This is a genomic window from Streptomyces sp. NPDC017095, assembly GCF_044332325.1.
Taxonomy (GTDB): domain Bacteria; phylum Actinomycetota; class Actinomycetes; order Streptomycetales; family Streptomycetaceae; genus Streptomyces.
This window is the reverse complement of record NZ_JBIROU010000016.1, coordinates 142,494-156,910: the sequence shown is the minus strand read 5'-3', so window position 1 is coordinate 156,910 and position 14,417 is coordinate 142,494. Positions and strand designations below refer to the sequence as shown.

Sequence of the window (14,417 nt, the reverse complement as noted above, 5' to 3'; positions counted from 1 at the left end):
CGGGTGACCCCCGAACCGCCTCAGGTCGGTACATCCTTGGTCCATACCCGCCGAACCTTCTACGGGAATCCGGCCCTCCGACCGGAGAATCTTCGGCGTGTCTCACCATGTGGGCAGTCGGGTCCGGGTGATTTCCCGCCATTCCGGCCCGTCGGCCGCGTGTCACTTTCGAGTCGCCTTCCGGTTCCCGGATGTGACCTTGGACCTATTGGACTCGTCGCGGGTGCCGCCGGTCCGGTAAGAAGGTTCTTTACACCCCTCATCCGGGGCTCAGGGCGCGTGTGCGGCGCGCCCGTCGCGTACGGCCTCGCACGTATCAGCAATCGGGCCGTACGCGGTGCCCGCCCACCCCTCACCAGGAGTGGTCGACCCTCAAACCATGCATACCTAAGGGGTAAGACAAAGTGGCAGCGGAGATCGTCAATCCTCGCAGCGACGCCGGTACGGACCAGGACGGCGGGGCCGAGCCCCTCGATTCCTTCGATCCGGCGTTCGCGCTGCACCGCGGCGGCAAGATGGCCGTGCGGGCCACCGTGCCGGTCCGCGACAAGGACGACCTTTCCCTCGCGTACACGCCCGGAGTCGCGCGCGTGTGCACCGCGATCGCGGAACAGCCAGAGTTGGTCAACGACTACACATGGAAGGCCGGCGTGGTCGCCGTCGTGACCGACGGTACGGCCGTGCTCGGACTCGGGGACATCGGTCCCCAGGCCTCCCTCCCCGTGATGGAGGGCAAGGCGATCCTGTTCAAGCAGTTCGGCGGCGTGGACGCGGTCCCGATCGCCCTCGACTGCACCGATGTGGACGACATCATCGAGACCGTCGTCCGGCTGGCTCCCTCGTTCGGTGGAGTCAACCTGGAGGACATCTCGGCGCCCCGGTGCTTCGAGATCGAGCGCCGGCTCCAGGAGCGCCTGGACATCCCGGTCTTCCACGACGACCAGCACGGTACGGCCGTCGTGACGCTCGCGGCGCTGCGCAACGCGGCGCGGCTGAGCGGGCGCGAGATCGGGCAGCTGCGGGCCGTCATCTCGGGCGCCGGCGCGGCCGGTGTCGCCATCGCCAGGATGCTGGTCGAGGCCGGCATCGGGGACGTGGCGGTGGCGGACCGCAAGGGTGTCGTGTCGGCCGACCGGGACGACCTGACCCCGGTCAAGCGCGAGCTGGCCGGGTTCACCAACAAGGCCGGCCTCACCGGCTCGCTGGAGGACGCCCTCGCGGGCGCGGACGTCTTCATCGGCGTCTCCGGCGGTACGGTCCCGGAGGCCGCCGTGGCCTCCATGGCCGAGGGCGCCTTCGTGTTCGCGATGGCCAACCCGAACCCCGAGGTGCACCCGGACGTCGCGCACAAGTACGCGGCGGTCGTCGCCACCGGGCGCTCGGACTTCCCGAACCAGATCAACAACGTGCTGGCCTTCCCCGGGATCTTCGCGGGCGCGCTCCAGGTGCGGGCCACGCGGATCACGGAGGGCATGAAGATCGCCGCCGCCGAGGCGCTGGCCTCGGTGGTCGGTGACGACCTCGCCGCCGACTACGTGATCCCGTCGCCGTTCGACGAGCGGGTCGCCCCGGCCGTCACCGCGGCGGTCGCGGCCGCCGCGCGCGCGGAGGGCGTCGCCCGCCGCTGACGCGACACCCCACGGCCCCGCCCGCCTGGGCGGGGCCGTTTTTTCGCCCCGCTCACCCGGTCGGCCGGGTGAGCGCGAGGTTTCCCCGGGCGGTCGCCGCCGGGCCGCGCCACGCGGTCGCCGCCGGGGCTGCGCCGCACGGACGCTGGTGCGCAAGAGGGCATGTGTCACAGAGCGCCGTGGTTCCGCCGGGGGCAGCGCGCCCCTATCGTCGGCTCCATGTTCGCTGTCTACGCCGCCAGAATCGACCGCGACCAGCCGCTCTCCGGCCTCGAGTCGGGAGAGCGTCCGGCTCCCGAGGCCCGTCCCGGCTGGAGCACCGTCACCGTGCGGGCCGCCTCCCTCAACCACCACGACCTCTGGTCTCTGCGGGGTGTCGGCCTCCCGGAGGACCGGCTGCCGATGATCCTCGGCTGCGATGCCGCCGGGATCGACGCCGACGGCAACGAGGTCGTCCTGCACTCCGTCATCGGCCAGACCGGCCACGGGGTCGGCCCCGACGAGCCGCGCTCCATCCTCACCGAGCGCTACCAGGGCACCTTCGCCGAACAGGTCGCCGTGCCGGCCTGGAACATCCTGCCCAAGCCGAAGCAACTCTCCTTCGCGGAGGCCGCCTGCCTGCCGACCGCCTGGCTGACGGCCTACCGGATGCTGTTCACCAACGCCGGGGTACGGCCCGGTGACTCCGTCCTCGTGCAGGGCGCGGGCGGCGGTGTCGCCACGGCCGCGATCGTCCTCGGCAAGGCGGCCGGGCTGCGGGTCTTCGCCACCAGCCGGGAGGAGGCGAAGCGGAAGCGGGCCTTGGAGCTGGGTGCCGTGGAGGCGGTGGAGCCGGGCGCCCGGCTGCCGCAGCGGGTGGACGCCGTCATCGAGACCGTGGGCGCGGCCACCTGGTCCCACTCGGTGAAGTCGCTGCGGCCCGGCGGCACGCTCGTCATCTCCGGGGCCACCAGCGGGGACCGGCCCTCGCACGCCGAGCTGACCCGGATCTTCTTCCTCGAACTGAAGGTGGTCGGCTCCACGATGGGCACCAAGGACGAGCTGGAGGATCTGCTCTCCTTCTGTGCCGCGACCGGTGTACGGCCCGTCATCGACGAGGAACTGCCGCTGGACCGGGCCCGCGAGGGCTTCGAACGGCTGGCGTCCGGGGAGCAGTTCGGGAAGATCGTGCTCACCAACTCCTGAGGTCGTGGAGGCCGTTGGTTCGGAAGGCGGGTCCGGATGCCGGGCCCGCCTTTTGCGCGGGGCGGACGTCAACCTTGGTTGACGGATGAGGAGTGTCAACCTAGATTGACGCTATGAGTGAGGCAACCGATCTCGCCGAGCGTGCCGGCGACCGTGATCCACGGATCGGACTGCGGGCCGTGGCCGCGCTGCGCAGGCTGCTGGAGCAGTTGGAGGCGGTCCAGGTGCGCAGCGCGCGCCTTCAGGGCTGGTCGTGGCAGGAGATCGCCGCGGAGCTGGGTGTCAGCAGGCAAGCCGTGCACAAGAAGTACGGGAGGCGTTGATGTTCGAGCGGTTCACCAAGGACGCGCGGGCGGTGGTCGCGGGGGCGGTCGAGCAGGCGCGCGAGGGAGGGGCGCGGACGGTGGATGCCGGGCATCTGCTGCTGGCGCTGCTCGACCGTGCGGGCGGCCCGGCCTCCTCCGCGCTGTCCGCCCTCGGGCTCGCGGAGTCACGGGAGCCGGTGCGGCGGGCCCTGGCCGAGGCACGGCGGCGGGCCGGACTGACCCGGGCTGACGCGGACGCGCTCGCCGGGCTCGGGATCGATGTGGGGGAGATCGTGGCGCGGGTGGAGGAGGTGCACGGGGCCGGAGCGCTGTCCGGGGACCGGGCGGTACCGACCGGCCGCCGGCCCGCCTTCGGCCGGGAGGCCAAGAAGGTGCTGGAGCGGGCGCTGCGGGTGGCCCACGGCCGGCGTGAGCGGTTCATCGGGGACCAGCACCTGCTGCTGGCGCTGACGGTGCTGCCGGGGGTGGCGGGTGAGGTGCTGGCCGATCACGGGGTGACGTTCGAGGCGGTGTCGAGGGTGTGCTTGCCCGACTGCCCGTCCCGGCCGGCCGGCGGGTGACCGAAGCGGGGCGCTCGCTCCGGGCCCCGTGCCGCCCACCCCGTTCGCCGGTCTCGGTGAGCGGGCGGGTGGGCGGGCGGCGCGGGGTCCCGGGGCGGGTCAGGTGGTCGGGGTGTGCAGGAGGGCCGCGATGCGGGCCGCCGTCGCGGAGAGGTGGTGGCGGGCCTCGCGGAGCTGGGCCGGGGTGACGCCGTGGTCGCGGGCCGTGTCGCGGATGTCGTCACGGAAGCGGTCCAGGAGGCGGTCCAGGTCGCGGGCCGGGTCACCGGTGGGGTCCTCGTGGGCCCAGGCCGGTTCGTACACGGCGGGGAAGTCATCCGTGGTGACGGTGATGTGCGGCTCCGGGGACGGTGAGGGTCCGGCCTCGTCCCCGGCGGTGCGGGTGGCGCCCCGGTCCTTGCCGAAGTCCCTCCCGAACCCCTTCCCGAAGTCCCTGCCGAACTCGCCGAACTCCTTCGCCAGTTCGGACAGGCCCTCACGGACTCCGGTCGGCCAGTCGCCCCGGGTGAAGTGGTCCTGGACCCGGTCCTGGACGCGGCGGGCGATGCGCTGCACCTCCTCCTGTGCCTGGGCCCGCGCCCGTGCCTGGGCCTCCTGTGCCTGGCGGCGGGCCCGCTCGGCCTCCTCGCGGGCCCGGCGGCTCTCGTCCTTCGCGCGCCGCGCCTGCTCCTTCCACTCCTGCTTGACCCGGCGCATCTCCTCCTTCGCGGCCTGCCACGCCTCCGTGTCGGCCGGCTCGCCGTACTCCCCGTAAGGGGAACCGCTGCCGGAGGCCCGGGTGTCCCGGCGGGCCTCGGACGCCGCGGCGCGCATCTCGCGGCGCAGGTCGCCGGCCGCGCCGCGCACATCGGCCCGTATCTCGGCGGCCAGCTCCGCGACCGACTCGCGGATCTCCAGCTCCAGGTCGGCCAGTTCACCGCTGCGGCCGGCCAGCTCGGCGCGGCCCGCGTCCGTGATGGCGTACACCTTGCGGCCGCCCTCCGTGGTGTGCCGGACCAGGCCCTCCGCCTCCAGCTTGGCCAGGCGCGGGTAGACCGTGCCCGCCGAGGGGGCGTAGAGACCCTGGAAGCGTTCTTCCAGGAGCCTGATCACCTCATAGCCGTGGCGAGGGGCCTCGTCCAGCAGCTTCAGCAGGTACAGGCGGAGACGGCCGTGGGCGAAGACGGGAGGCATGTCAGAGCACCTTCTTGTCGGTCGTGTCACCGGCCGGGGCGGAAGCGGTGTCGGGGGTCTGCGCCGGGCCGGGGTCCCGGGCGGCGGGGTCCTCGTCGTCCCGGTGCGGGCGGCGCAGCAGGGCGATCGAACCGGAGACCGTGGTGGCCCGCAGTCTGCCCGTGCCCGCGCCCAGGCGGCCGGTGACCTTGTGCATGCCCCACTGGCCGCGCACCCGCAGTCCCTCGAAGGCGTTCGAGATCGTGCCGCTCGCGGTGTTCGCCTCCACCTCGGCGTCCGCCGGGTGCGGCAGACGGATCGCGATCTCACCGGAGACGCTGGTGAGGCCGACGTCCGTGGGGCCGTCGGGGTCCAGGTCGACGATCATGGAGCCGCTGACGGTGTCGGCCCGCACGGAGGGGCCGGAGCCTTCCACCACGGTGAGGTCGCCCGAGACCGAGTGGAACTTCAGGTCCCCGGTGACCGCCTGCGCCTCCACGCTCCCCGAGACGGTGTCCGCGCGGACCGGGCCCGAGACGCCGACCAGAGTGGAGTCCCCGGTCACGCCCTTGATCACGGCGGGGCCGCGGATGCCCGAGACGACCGCCCCGGCGCCGACCACGCCGACCTCCACGCGGGTGTCCGCAGGGACGGCCAGGGAGACGACGGCGCTGCGGCGCCAGCCCTTGTGGTCGAGCCACTTGAGCAGGCCTCTCCAGGGAAGGTCCTCATAGGCCACGGTGAGGGTGTCGCCGCTCCGGGTGACCACCAGGGGCGGGCCTTCCAGCTCCGAGACCTCCAGGCGGGCGGCGGGCTCGTCGGTGCCGACGACGTTCACCGTGCCGTTCACGATGCGGACCCGCACGTCGCGCACGGGGGCGTCGAAGGTCAGCTTCTGGGGTTCGCTGACGGACCACTCGGACATGGGACCCCCTTGGACGGGCATGGGTACGGCGACACGTCATATCGCGTTCTCTATCCAACACGATATATCGCGGGATTCGGAAGTCAAGACACCCGTTCGAGGGGGGCGGGCGACGCTGGCGGCACCGGGCCGCGCCCCTCCGTGCCCCCTCCGTCTCCGCCTGCGCCTGGCCGCTGGAGGACTGCGCCCGCCCGCGGCTAGGTGCGTGCGGCCGGGGCGCTTAGGGTGGTGGGGAGAGTTGCCGGCTGGATGTTTGCGCAGGAGACGTGCCCTTATGTACTTCACCGACCGCGGTATCGAGGAGTTGGAGAAGCGGCGTGGCCAGGAAGAGGTCACCTTCGAGTGGCTCGCCGAGCAGCTGCGCACGTTCGTGGACCTGAACCCCGACTTCGAGGTGCCCGTGGAGCGGCTGGCCACCTGGCTCGCACGGCTCGACGACGAGGACGACGAGTAGCGGCGAGGACGACGCGTAGCCCGGGGCGTAGCGCGTCCGGCCGGCCGGACCAACCGGGCCGGACCAACCGGGCCGGGCCCCCGGGCCGGACCTCCCGGGCCGGCCGAACCAGCCGGGCGGTGGGACCGTCCCAGTGCGGGCGAGCAGCCGCTTGCGGTCCCAGGGGCGATCGTCGGCCGTATCGTTCCCCGGCCTTGTCTTCCCCTCCCCCTGCCCTTCCCCGCGCGTTACCGCCCCGCCCGGCGCCGCGGGATCCGCGCCGTCCGCCGTCGCGGCCGGTTCGGTCCAGGTCAGGGACACGGCGAGGGAGGAACGGCCGCCGCCTTCCGCGATGGCGCTCACGATCTTGCCGGACTGCGCCGTCAGTTCGATGCCGAAGCTGACGGAGACCTCGACGGGTGCCGGTGTGTCCAGACCGGCGCGCAGGGAGCGCACGACACCGCCGACCGTGCCGGCCAGTCCCTCCGCCATGTCGATGACCCGGCCACCGAGTCCGGTGTCCCAGCAGCCGTCCCCGTCCAGCGCCTCCTCGTCGGCTTCGCTGATGGAGGGGAAAGGCTCGTACCGCCGCGGTCCCCGGCCCCGGGCGCCGTATGAGCGCCTTCGAGGAGCTGGTGCGCCCCTCTCTCGCGCGCATCGGCGCACCTGGTGACGGGTGTGCAACGGAACGTGACGCGCACTGGGGTTCGGGGTTCTTCATCGCCCCGGGCTGGCTGTTGACCTGCGCCCATGCCGTGGGCAAGGGGGGAGCCGTGATGTGCCGCGGGGAGACCGCGTTCAGCGTGGCCTGGCAGGAGCGCACCGCCGCCGGCGCCTGGGAGCCGCGCACCGGCACCGGGACGGCCGCCGTGGTCGTGCCCCGGCCCGGCGGCACGGGCCCGGCCCCGGCCACGCCCCCTCCCGCGGCGCCGGACCGGGCCTCCGGCCCCGGCCACGGTCCCCCCGCGGCGTCGGACCGGGCTGGCGGTCCCGGCACCGCCGACCCCGGCACCAGGCCGGGCGTCCGGCCCCGACCCCGGCCCTCCGCGGCGCCGATCCGGGCCAGCGGCCCCCGCACCGCCGCCGGCGCCTGGGAGCCGCGCACCGGCACCGGGACGGCCGCCGTGGTCGTGCCCCGGCCCGGCGGCACGGGCCCGGCCTCGGCCACCCTCTCCGCGGCGCCGGGCCGGACCTCCGGCCTCGGCCACGCCCCCCCACGGCGCCGGTGCGGGCCGGCGACCCCGGCACGGCCGTCCGCGGCGCCGGTCCGGGCCGGCGCCCCCGACCCCGGCCCTCCGCGGTGCCGATCAGCGCCGGCGGCCCCGACCCTGGCCGTCCGCGGCCGCCGCACCCGGCCCGGACACACAGAAGGGCCCGGTGCCGAGCGGGAACTCGGTACCGGGCCCTCAGGTGGGACGGCTAGGCGTCGAAGACCTCACGCACCAGCTGCTCCTGCTCCGCCTGGTGGCGCTTGGCGGAGCCGACCGCCGGGGACGAGCCGTGCGGGCGCGAGATGCGCCGCAGCCGCTCGCCGGCCGGGATGTCGGCGCCGACCGCCAGGTCCAGGTGGTCGATCAGGTTGAGCGCGATGAACGGCCAGGCACCCTGGTTCGCCGGCTCCTCCTGCGCCCACAGGTACTTCTCGGCGTTCGGGTACTTGTTGACCTCCGCCTGCAGCTCGTCGCCCGGCAGCGGGTACAGCCGCTCGATGCGGATGATCGCCGTGTCCGTGACACCGCGCTTGACCCGCTCCGCCTCCAGGTCGTAGTAGACCTTGCCGGCGCAGAAGACGACCTTGCGGACCGCGGCCGGGTCCACCGTGCTGTCGCCGATGACCGGGCGGAACCCGCCGGTCGTGAACTCCTCCGCCTTCGACGCCGCCGCCTTCAGACGCAGCATCGACTTCGGGGTGAAGACGACCAGCGGCTTGTGGTGCGGGTTGTGCACCTGCCAGCGCAGGAGGTGGAAGTAGTTCGACGGCGAGGTCGGCATGGCCACCGTCATGTTGTTCTGCGCGCAGAGCTGGAGGAACCGCTCGGGGCGCGCGGAGGAGTGGTCCGGGCCCTGGCCCTCGTAGCCGTGCGGCAGGAGCAGCACGACACCGCTCGTCTGGCCCCACTTCTGCTCGGCCGAGGAGATGAACTCGTCGACGACCGTCTGGGCGCCGTTGACGAAGTCGCCGAACTGCGCCTCCCACATCACCAGCGCGTCCGGGCGGGCCAGCGAGTAGCCGTACTCGAAGCCCATCGCCGCGTACTCCGACAGCAGCGAGTTGTAGACGTTCAGCCGCGCCTGGTCCTCGGCGAGGTACTGCAGCGGGGTGTACTCCTCGCCGGTCTCCCGGTCGATCAGCACCGCGTGGCGCTGGCCGAACGTGCCGCGCTGGGAGTCCTGGCCGGCCAGCCGGACCGGGGTGCCCTCCAGCAGCAGGGAGCCGATGGCGAGGGTCTCGCCCATGCCCCAGTCGATCGTGCCGTCCTCGACCATCGCCGCGCGCCGCTGGAGCTGCGGCTGGAGGCGCGGGTGGACGGTGATGTTGTCCGGGACGTTGACCTGGGACTCGGCGATCCGCTTGACGACCTCGGCGGAGACCGCGGTCGGGACCGCGACCGGGAAGCCGTCCTGCGGCGCCTGGACGTCGCCGGCGGCCGGCTGCGAGGTGGCCTCGCGGACCTCCGTGAAGACCTTCTCCAGCTGGCCCTGGTAGTCCTGGAGGGCCTGCTCGGCCTCTTCCAGGGTGATGTCGCCGCGACCGATCAGCGACTCGGTGTACAGCTTGCGCACCGAGCGCTTCTTGTCGATCAGGTCGTACATCAGCGGCTGGGTGAAGGCCGGGTTGTCCGACTCGTTGTGACCGCGGCGGCGGTAGCAGATGAGGTCGATCACCACGTCCTTGTTGAACGCCTGGCGGAACTCGAAGGCGAGCCGCGCCACGCGGACGACGGCCTCGGGGTCGTCGCCGTTGACGTGGAAGATCGGGGCCTCGATCATGCGGGCCACGTCCGTGGCGTACATGGAGGAACGCGAGGACTCGGGGGCCGCGGTGAAGCCGACCTGGTTGTTGATGACGATGTGGACCGTGCCGCCGGTGCGGTAGCCGCGCAGCTGCGACATGTTCAGGGTCTCGGCCACCACGCCCTGGCCCGCGAAGGCCGCGTCGCCGTGGATCGCCACCGGCAGGACCGTGAAGTCCGTGCCGCCCTTGTTGATGATGTCCTGCTTGGCGCGGGCGACGCCCTCCAGGACCGGGTCGACGGCCTCCAGGTGGGAGGGGTTGGCGACCAGCGAGACCTTGATCTGCTCGCCGTCCAGGCCGGTGAAGGTGCCGTCGGCGCCCAGGTGGTACTTCACGTCGCCGGAGCCGTGCATCGACTTCGGGTCGAGGTTGCCCTCGAACTCGCGGAAGATCTGCGCGTACGACTTGCCGACGATGTTGGCCAGCACGTTCAGCCGGCCGCGGTGGGCCATGCCGATGACGACCTCGTCCAGCCGGGACTCGGCGGCGGAGTCGATCACCGCGTCGAGCAGCGGGATGACGGACTCGCCGCCCTCCAGGGAGAAGCGCTTCTGGCCGACGTACTTGGTCTGCAGGAAGGTCTCGAAGGCCTCCGCCGCGTTCAGCCGGCGCAGGATCCGCAGCTGCTCCTCGCGCTCCATCCTGGAGTGCGGGCGCTCCACGCGGTCCTGGATCCACTTGCGCTGCTTGGGGTCCTGGATGTGCATGAACTCGATGCCGGTGGTGCGGCAGTACGAGTCGCGGAGCACGCCGAGGATGTCGCGCAGCTTCATCATCGACTTGCCGGCGAAGCCGCCGACGGCGAACTCGCGCTCCAGGTCCCACAGGGTGAGGCCGTGCTCGACGATGTCCAGGTCGGGGTGCTTGCGCTGCTTGTACTCCAGCGGGTCGGTGTCGGCCATGACGTGGCCGCGGACCCGGTAGGAGTGGATCAGCTCGAAGACGCGGGCGGCCTTGGTGACGTCGTCGTCGTGGCTGGCGTCGATGTCCTTGAGCCAGCGGACCGGCTCGTAGGGGATGCGCAGCGCCTCGAAGATGTCGTCGTAGAAGCCGTTCTCGCCGAGCAGCAGGTTCGCGACGTTGCGCAGGAACTCGCCGGAGGCGGCGCCCTGGATCACCCGGTGGTCGTAGGTCGACGTGAGCGTCATGACCTTGGAGATGCCGAGCTTGTTCAGGGTGTCCTGGCTGGTGCCCTGGAACTCCGCCGGGTAGTCCATGGCGCCGACGCCCATGATCACGGACTGGCCGGGCATCAGCCGCGGCACGGAGTGCACGGTGCCGAGGCCGCCGGGGTTGGTCAGGGAGACCGTGACGCCGGAGAAGTCGTCCATCGTCAGCTTGCCCTCGCGGGCGCGGCGGACGATGTCCTCGTAGGCCTGCCAGAACTCGAAGAAGTTCAGCGTCTCGGCCTTCTTGATGGCGGCCACGACGAGCTGGCGGTCACCGTTGGGCTTGACCAGGTCGATGGCCAGGCCGAGGTTGACGTGCGCCGGCTTGATCAGGGTCGGCTTGCCGTCCTTGACGCCGAACGCCCAGTTCATCGCGGGCATGGCCTTGACGGCCTGCACCATCGCGTACCCGATGAGGTGCGTGAAGGAGATCTTCCCGCCGCGGGCGCGCTTGAGGTGGTTGTTGATGACGATGCGGTTGTCGAACAGCAGCTTCACCGGGACGGCGCGGACCGAGGTGGCGGTCGGCATCTCCAGCGAGGCGTCCATGTTCTTCGCCACGGCGGCGGCCGGGCCGCGCAGCGTGACCAGCTCGGGGCCCTCGGGCGCTTCCTTCGCGTCCTTCGCGGGAGCGGGCCGGGCGGCGGCCTTCGGCTGAGCGGGCGCCTGTGCGGGTTGCGCCGGCTTGGCCGGGGCGGCCTGCGCCGCGGGAGCGGGGGCCGCGGGGGCCGGTGCCTGCGCGGGGGCCGGGGCGGCGGCCTGGGCCGGGGCGGCCTGCGCGGCCGTGCGGGAGGTGGTCTCCGCGGCCCCCGTGGCCGCGGTGCCCGCCGGGGCCGGGGTGGCAGGAGCCCCCGGCTTGTAGTCGGCGAAGAAGTCCCACCAGGCTCGGTCCACCGAGTTCGGGTCCTGGAGGTACTGCTGATAGATCTCGTCGACGAGCCATTCGTTCGCACCGAACGCGGCGGCGGGGTTCTTCCCGGCTCGGTCGTCGGTGGTGGGGGTACCGCCCGGCCGGAGGCCGGGGGCGCTCGATGAGTTACTGGGGGACTGTGGCGACACGGCGGCAACCGCCCTCTTCCGCTTCACAAGGTGATGGACAGCGGGAATAAAGGCTACGCCTCCCTGGCGGGGAAGGTCAGGTCGAGCAAGGTCATCGTCGTGTAAGTCACATCGGAAATCTTGTTTCGGGGCTTGATATGGCGGGAAACAAGCGTGGTTCGGCAGGTGAGAGGGTGCGCCGGCACGGGCCCGGCGCACTGTCGTTCGACGTGTGCCCGGGCCTGCCCTGATCACACGTGTCCAGCTGCGCCGAGCGGCGGCGGCCCGTCGTGGATCTTGAGCTTCCGGTGCGGACTGTACGTCAACCCGGCAGGGAAGTCAGTCCCGGGAGAGTGACGATGATCCGGCAGCCCCGCTCGGATTCGGCCACACCGATCCGGCCGCCGTGCAGATCGACCGCCCACCGGGCGATGGCCAGCCCCAGGCCCGTGCCGCCGTCGCTGCCCGGGCCGTGCGGCCGGGTGACGGCACCCCGGTTGAACCGCTCGAACACCCGGTGCCACTCGGACCGGGGGATGCCCGGGCCCTCGTCGAGGACCTCCAGCACCAGCGACTCCGGCTGCGGCCCGCGCCGCGCCTTCACGGTCACCCGGCCGTGCGCGGGACTGTGCTTGACCGCGTTGTCTATCAGGTTCGCGACGACCTGGTGGATGCGCTCGGGGTCCGCGTGCGCGGTCAGCTCCGGCGGCGATACGTCGAGGTGCAGATGGACGTCCTTGCGGGTGTGGCTGCCCGAGCCGGAGGCGATGCCCGCGCGCGCCGAGGCGACCATGTTGGCCTCCTTCAGCACGCCCGACAGGTACGGCCACACCTCGAACCGCCGGGTCTTCAGCGGGACGACGCCGTTGTCCAGCCGGGACAGGTCGAGCAGGGTCTCCACCAGCCGGCCGAGCCGCTCGGTCTGCTTCAGGGCCGTCCGCATGGTCTCCGGATCGGCCTCGGTGACCCCGTCGACGATGTTCTCCAGCACCGCGCGCAACCCGGCGATCGGGGTGCGCAGCTCGTGCGAGACGTTCGCCACCAGCTCCTTGCGCTGGTTGTCCTGGGCCTCCAGCTCGTCGGCCATGACGTTGATCGTCTGGGCCAGGTCGCCGAGTTCGTCCCGGCGGTGCTCCTTCACCCGGCGCGTGTAGTCGCCGTGCGAGATGGAGCGGGCCACCGCGTTCATCTCGTCCAGCGGCATGGTGAGCGAGTGCGCCACGAACTGCGTGATGAGCAGCGTGGCGATCATCGAGAAGACCGTGATGAAGCGCAGCTCCGTCTTGGTGTGCACCGCGACGATGGACAGCCCGGTGGTGATCAGCACCGCGATGACGACCAGCACGCCCAGCTTGGTCTTGATCGAGAACGGGCGAACGCCGCCCCAGGATTCCTCGCCGAGGGTCCCGGGGCTCCTCCGTGCGGCCTGGCGCCCGCCGCCGCTCACGGGGTCGGTGTCTCCAGGGCGTAGCCCACACCGTGCACGGTGCGGATCCGCTCGGCGCCGATCTTCCGGCGCAGCGCCTTGATATGGCTGTCGACCGTGCGGGTGCCGGAGGCGTCCGCCCAGTCCCACACCTCGGCGAGCAGCTGCTCCCGGGAGAGCACCGCGCGCGGGGTGTTCGCCAGGCACACCAGCAGGTCGAACTCGGTGGGCGTCAGATGGACGTCCTCGGACTTCACCCGCACCCGGCGCTGGGCGTGGTCGATCTCCAGTTCGCCCAGGCGCAGGATGCCGGACCGGGGCGTGGTCGCGGCCAGCGCGGCCCGCTCCACCCGGCGCAGCAGCACGTGCACACGGGCCGCCAGCTCCCGCATGGAGAACGGCTTGGTCATGTAGTCGTCGGCGCCCACGCCCAGCCCGACCAGCATGTCCGTCTCGTCGTCCCGCGCGGTGAGCATCAGCACCGGCACCGGCCGCTGGGCCTGCACCCGCCGGCACACCTCGAGGCCGTCGAAGCCGGGCAGCATGATGTCGAGGATCAGCAGATCCGGCTGCCAGGCCTCGGCCGTGTCGACGGCGGCCGGACCGTCCCCCGCCGTTTGCACCAGGAATCCCTCGGCACGGAGCCGGGCCGCGATGGCGTCGACGATCGTGGGATCGTCCTCGACGACCAGCACCCGGCGCTGTGCGCCGGGGGTGGTCGTCGCCGCGCCGCTCTGGGAGGTGTGTGTCTGCTCCATCGCCCGCCCCTGTTGTTGCTTTCCGGAATCCGTGGGGTGATCCCATGTCTGCGTTTGACGCTTGAATGATCCGCGTCAGGGCAGCACATTACGGGGACTCACCGCGCTGTCGCTATCCAGGCCGGACGGCGAGGTGGACGGCGTCGGGAACGCCCCGGGCAACCGGCACCTCTTCGGTACGCACCTGCTGGAACCCGGCATTCCGCAAGGTTCCTTCAAATTCCGGAGAGGGCTCGGCCGACCACACCGCGAGCACCCCGCCGGGTCTCAACACCCGTGCGCAGGCGGCGAGTCCGGCCGGCGAGTACAGGCCGTCGTTGTCCTCCGTGACGGTCCAGCCGGGGCCGTTGTCGATGTCGAGGCACAGCGCGTCGAACGTGTCGGATGTCTCATTGACGTACGCCACGAGATCGGCTCGTACGATCCGGGTGCGCGGGTCGGCGAGCGCGGCGGCGGACAGCGCGGACAGCGGGCCCTCCCGGTGCCAGTCGATGACGGCGGGCTCGCGCTCCACCACGGTGATCCGGCCCCAGCCGGGATCGGCCGCGGCGTGTGCGAGCGAGAAGCCCACGCCCAGCCCGCCGATCAGCACCTCCGGCGCCGGCCGGCCGTCCAGCGCGGTGCGCGCGGCGTCCACCAGCAGGCGTTCCGAGCGGCCGTCGGAGGTGTCCATCAGGAAGCAGCCGTTGGCGATGATCTGCAGCAGCGCGCCGTGCCGGCGCAGCACCACCTCGCCGTACGGGCCGTCGCGCCGGTCCAGGACCACGGGAGTGTCGTACACGGCAGTCATGGCCCCCATCC

Annotated in this window: 11 protein-coding genes and 1 pseudogene; 5 read left to right on the top strand and 7 right to left on the bottom strand. The window is 72.2% G+C overall.

The window, feature by feature from the left end; translation table 11 throughout:
• Positions 1-404: 404 nt before the first annotated feature.
• From ACH4OA_RS28215 to ACH4OA_RS28200, 4 genes are all read left to right on the top strand, one after another.
• Positions 405-1,628, top strand: a complete 1,224-nt coding sequence (locus ACH4OA_RS28215; RefSeq protein ID WP_365879298.1) for an NADP-dependent malic enzyme — start codon at positions 405-407, stop codon at positions 1,626-1,628.
• A 219-nt stretch (positions 1,629-1,847) separates the two neighbouring features.
• The gene (locus ACH4OA_RS28210; RefSeq protein WP_397940192.1) at positions 1,848-2,813 is read left to right on the top strand and encodes a zinc-binding dehydrogenase; all 966 of its coding nucleotides are present in this window, start codon (positions 1,848-1,850) and stop codon (positions 2,811-2,813) included.
• A 113-nt stretch (positions 2,814-2,926) separates the two neighbouring features.
• A complete protein-coding gene (locus tag ACH4OA_RS28205) occupies positions 2,927-3,136 on the top strand; it encodes a sigma factor-like helix-turn-helix DNA-binding protein (RefSeq protein WP_365879302.1) in 210 nt (69 codons plus the stop codon).
• Positions 3,136-3,699, top strand: a complete 564-nt coding sequence (locus ACH4OA_RS28200) for a Clp protease N-terminal domain-containing protein (protein WP_397971824.1) — start codon at positions 3,136-3,138, stop codon at positions 3,697-3,699. Before ACH4OA_RS28205 ends, ACH4OA_RS28200 begins: the two co-directional genes overlap by 1 nt.
• Before the next feature lie 99 nt (positions 3,700-3,798).
• On the opposite strand, the gene ACH4OA_RS28195 is transcribed toward ACH4OA_RS28200, so the two are convergent.
• Together ACH4OA_RS28195 and ACH4OA_RS28190 are read right to left on the bottom strand one after the other, a co-directional pair.
• Positions 3,799-4,872, bottom strand: a complete 1,074-nt coding sequence (locus ACH4OA_RS28195) for a PadR family transcriptional regulator (RefSeq protein WP_397971821.1) — start codon at positions 4,870-4,872, stop codon at positions 3,799-3,801.
• Position 4,873: 1 nt separating this feature from the next.
• A complete protein-coding gene (locus tag ACH4OA_RS28190; protein ID WP_397940186.1) occupies positions 4,874-5,776 on the bottom strand; it encodes a DUF4097 family beta strand repeat-containing protein in 903 nt (300 codons plus the stop codon).
• Positions 5,777-6,050: 274 nt separating this feature from the next.
• Between ACH4OA_RS28190 and ACH4OA_RS28185 the strand changes: the two genes are divergently transcribed.
• Positions 6,051-6,230: a DUF6104 family protein gene (locus ACH4OA_RS28185; RefSeq protein ID WP_010476542.1), complete on the top strand. Its 180-nt coding sequence runs from the start codon at positions 6,051-6,053 to the stop codon at positions 6,228-6,230.
• Positions 6,231-6,527: 297 nt separating this feature from the next.
• Here ACH4OA_RS28185 and ACH4OA_RS28180 read toward each other — a convergent pair.
• From ACH4OA_RS28180 to ACH4OA_RS28160, 5 genes and pseudogenes are all read right to left on the bottom strand, one after another.
• Positions 6,528-6,875: pseudogene (locus ACH4OA_RS28180) on the bottom strand (CU044_2847 family protein); the annotation flags it as partial.
• Between the two features lie 753 nt (positions 6,876-7,628).
• Entirely contained in the window at positions 7,629-11,453 is a 3,825-nt protein-coding gene (locus ACH4OA_RS28175) for a multifunctional oxoglutarate decarboxylase/oxoglutarate dehydrogenase thiamine pyrophosphate-binding subunit/dihydrolipoyllysine-residue succinyltransferase subunit (protein WP_397971818.1), read from the bottom strand.
• 301 nt (positions 11,454-11,754) lie between these two features.
• Positions 11,755-12,879: an ATP-binding protein gene (locus tag ACH4OA_RS28170; protein WP_365878027.1), complete on the bottom strand. Its 1,125-nt coding sequence runs from the start codon at positions 12,877-12,879 to the stop codon at positions 11,755-11,757.
• Positions 12,876-13,616, bottom strand: a complete 741-nt coding sequence (locus ACH4OA_RS28165) for a response regulator transcription factor (RefSeq protein ID WP_171152889.1) — start codon at positions 13,614-13,616, stop codon at positions 12,876-12,878. Before ACH4OA_RS28165 ends, ACH4OA_RS28170 begins: the two co-directional genes overlap by 4 nt.
• Positions 13,617-13,728: 112 nt before the next feature.
• Complete coding sequence (locus ACH4OA_RS28160) at positions 13,729-14,406, bottom strand: spermidine synthase (protein ID WP_397948531.1); 678 nt, start codon at positions 14,404-14,406, stop codon at positions 13,729-13,731.
• Positions 14,407-14,417: the final 11 nt, after the last annotated feature.

Coding starts and splice junctions, on each gene's coding strand:
- ACH4OA_RS28160 (WP_397948531.1), bottom strand. CDS start 14,406: ATGACTGCCGTGTACGACACTCCCGTGGTCCTGGACCGGCGCGACGGC.
- ACH4OA_RS28205 (WP_365879302.1), top strand. CDS start 2,927: ATGAGTGAGGCAACCGATCTCGCCGAGCGTGCCGGCGACCGTGATCCA.
- ACH4OA_RS28165 (WP_171152889.1), bottom strand. CDS start 13,616: ATGGAGCAGACACACACCTCCCAGAGCGGCGCGGCGACGACCACCCCC.
- ACH4OA_RS28210 (WP_397940192.1), top strand. CDS start 1,848: ATGTTCGCTGTCTACGCCGCCAGAATCGACCGCGACCAGCCGCTCTCC.
- ACH4OA_RS28190 (WP_397940186.1), bottom strand. CDS start 5,776: ATGTCCGAGTGGTCCGTCAGCGAACCCCAGAAGCTGACCTTCGACGCC.
- ACH4OA_RS28185 (WP_010476542.1), top strand. CDS start 6,051: ATGTACTTCACCGACCGCGGTATCGAGGAGTTGGAGAAGCGGCGTGGC.
- ACH4OA_RS28200 (WP_397971824.1), top strand. CDS start 3,136: ATGTTCGAGCGGTTCACCAAGGACGCGCGGGCGGTGGTCGCGGGGGCG.
- ACH4OA_RS28195 (WP_397971821.1), bottom strand. CDS start 4,872: ATGCCTCCCGTCTTCGCCCACGGCCGTCTCCGCCTGTACCTGCTGAAG.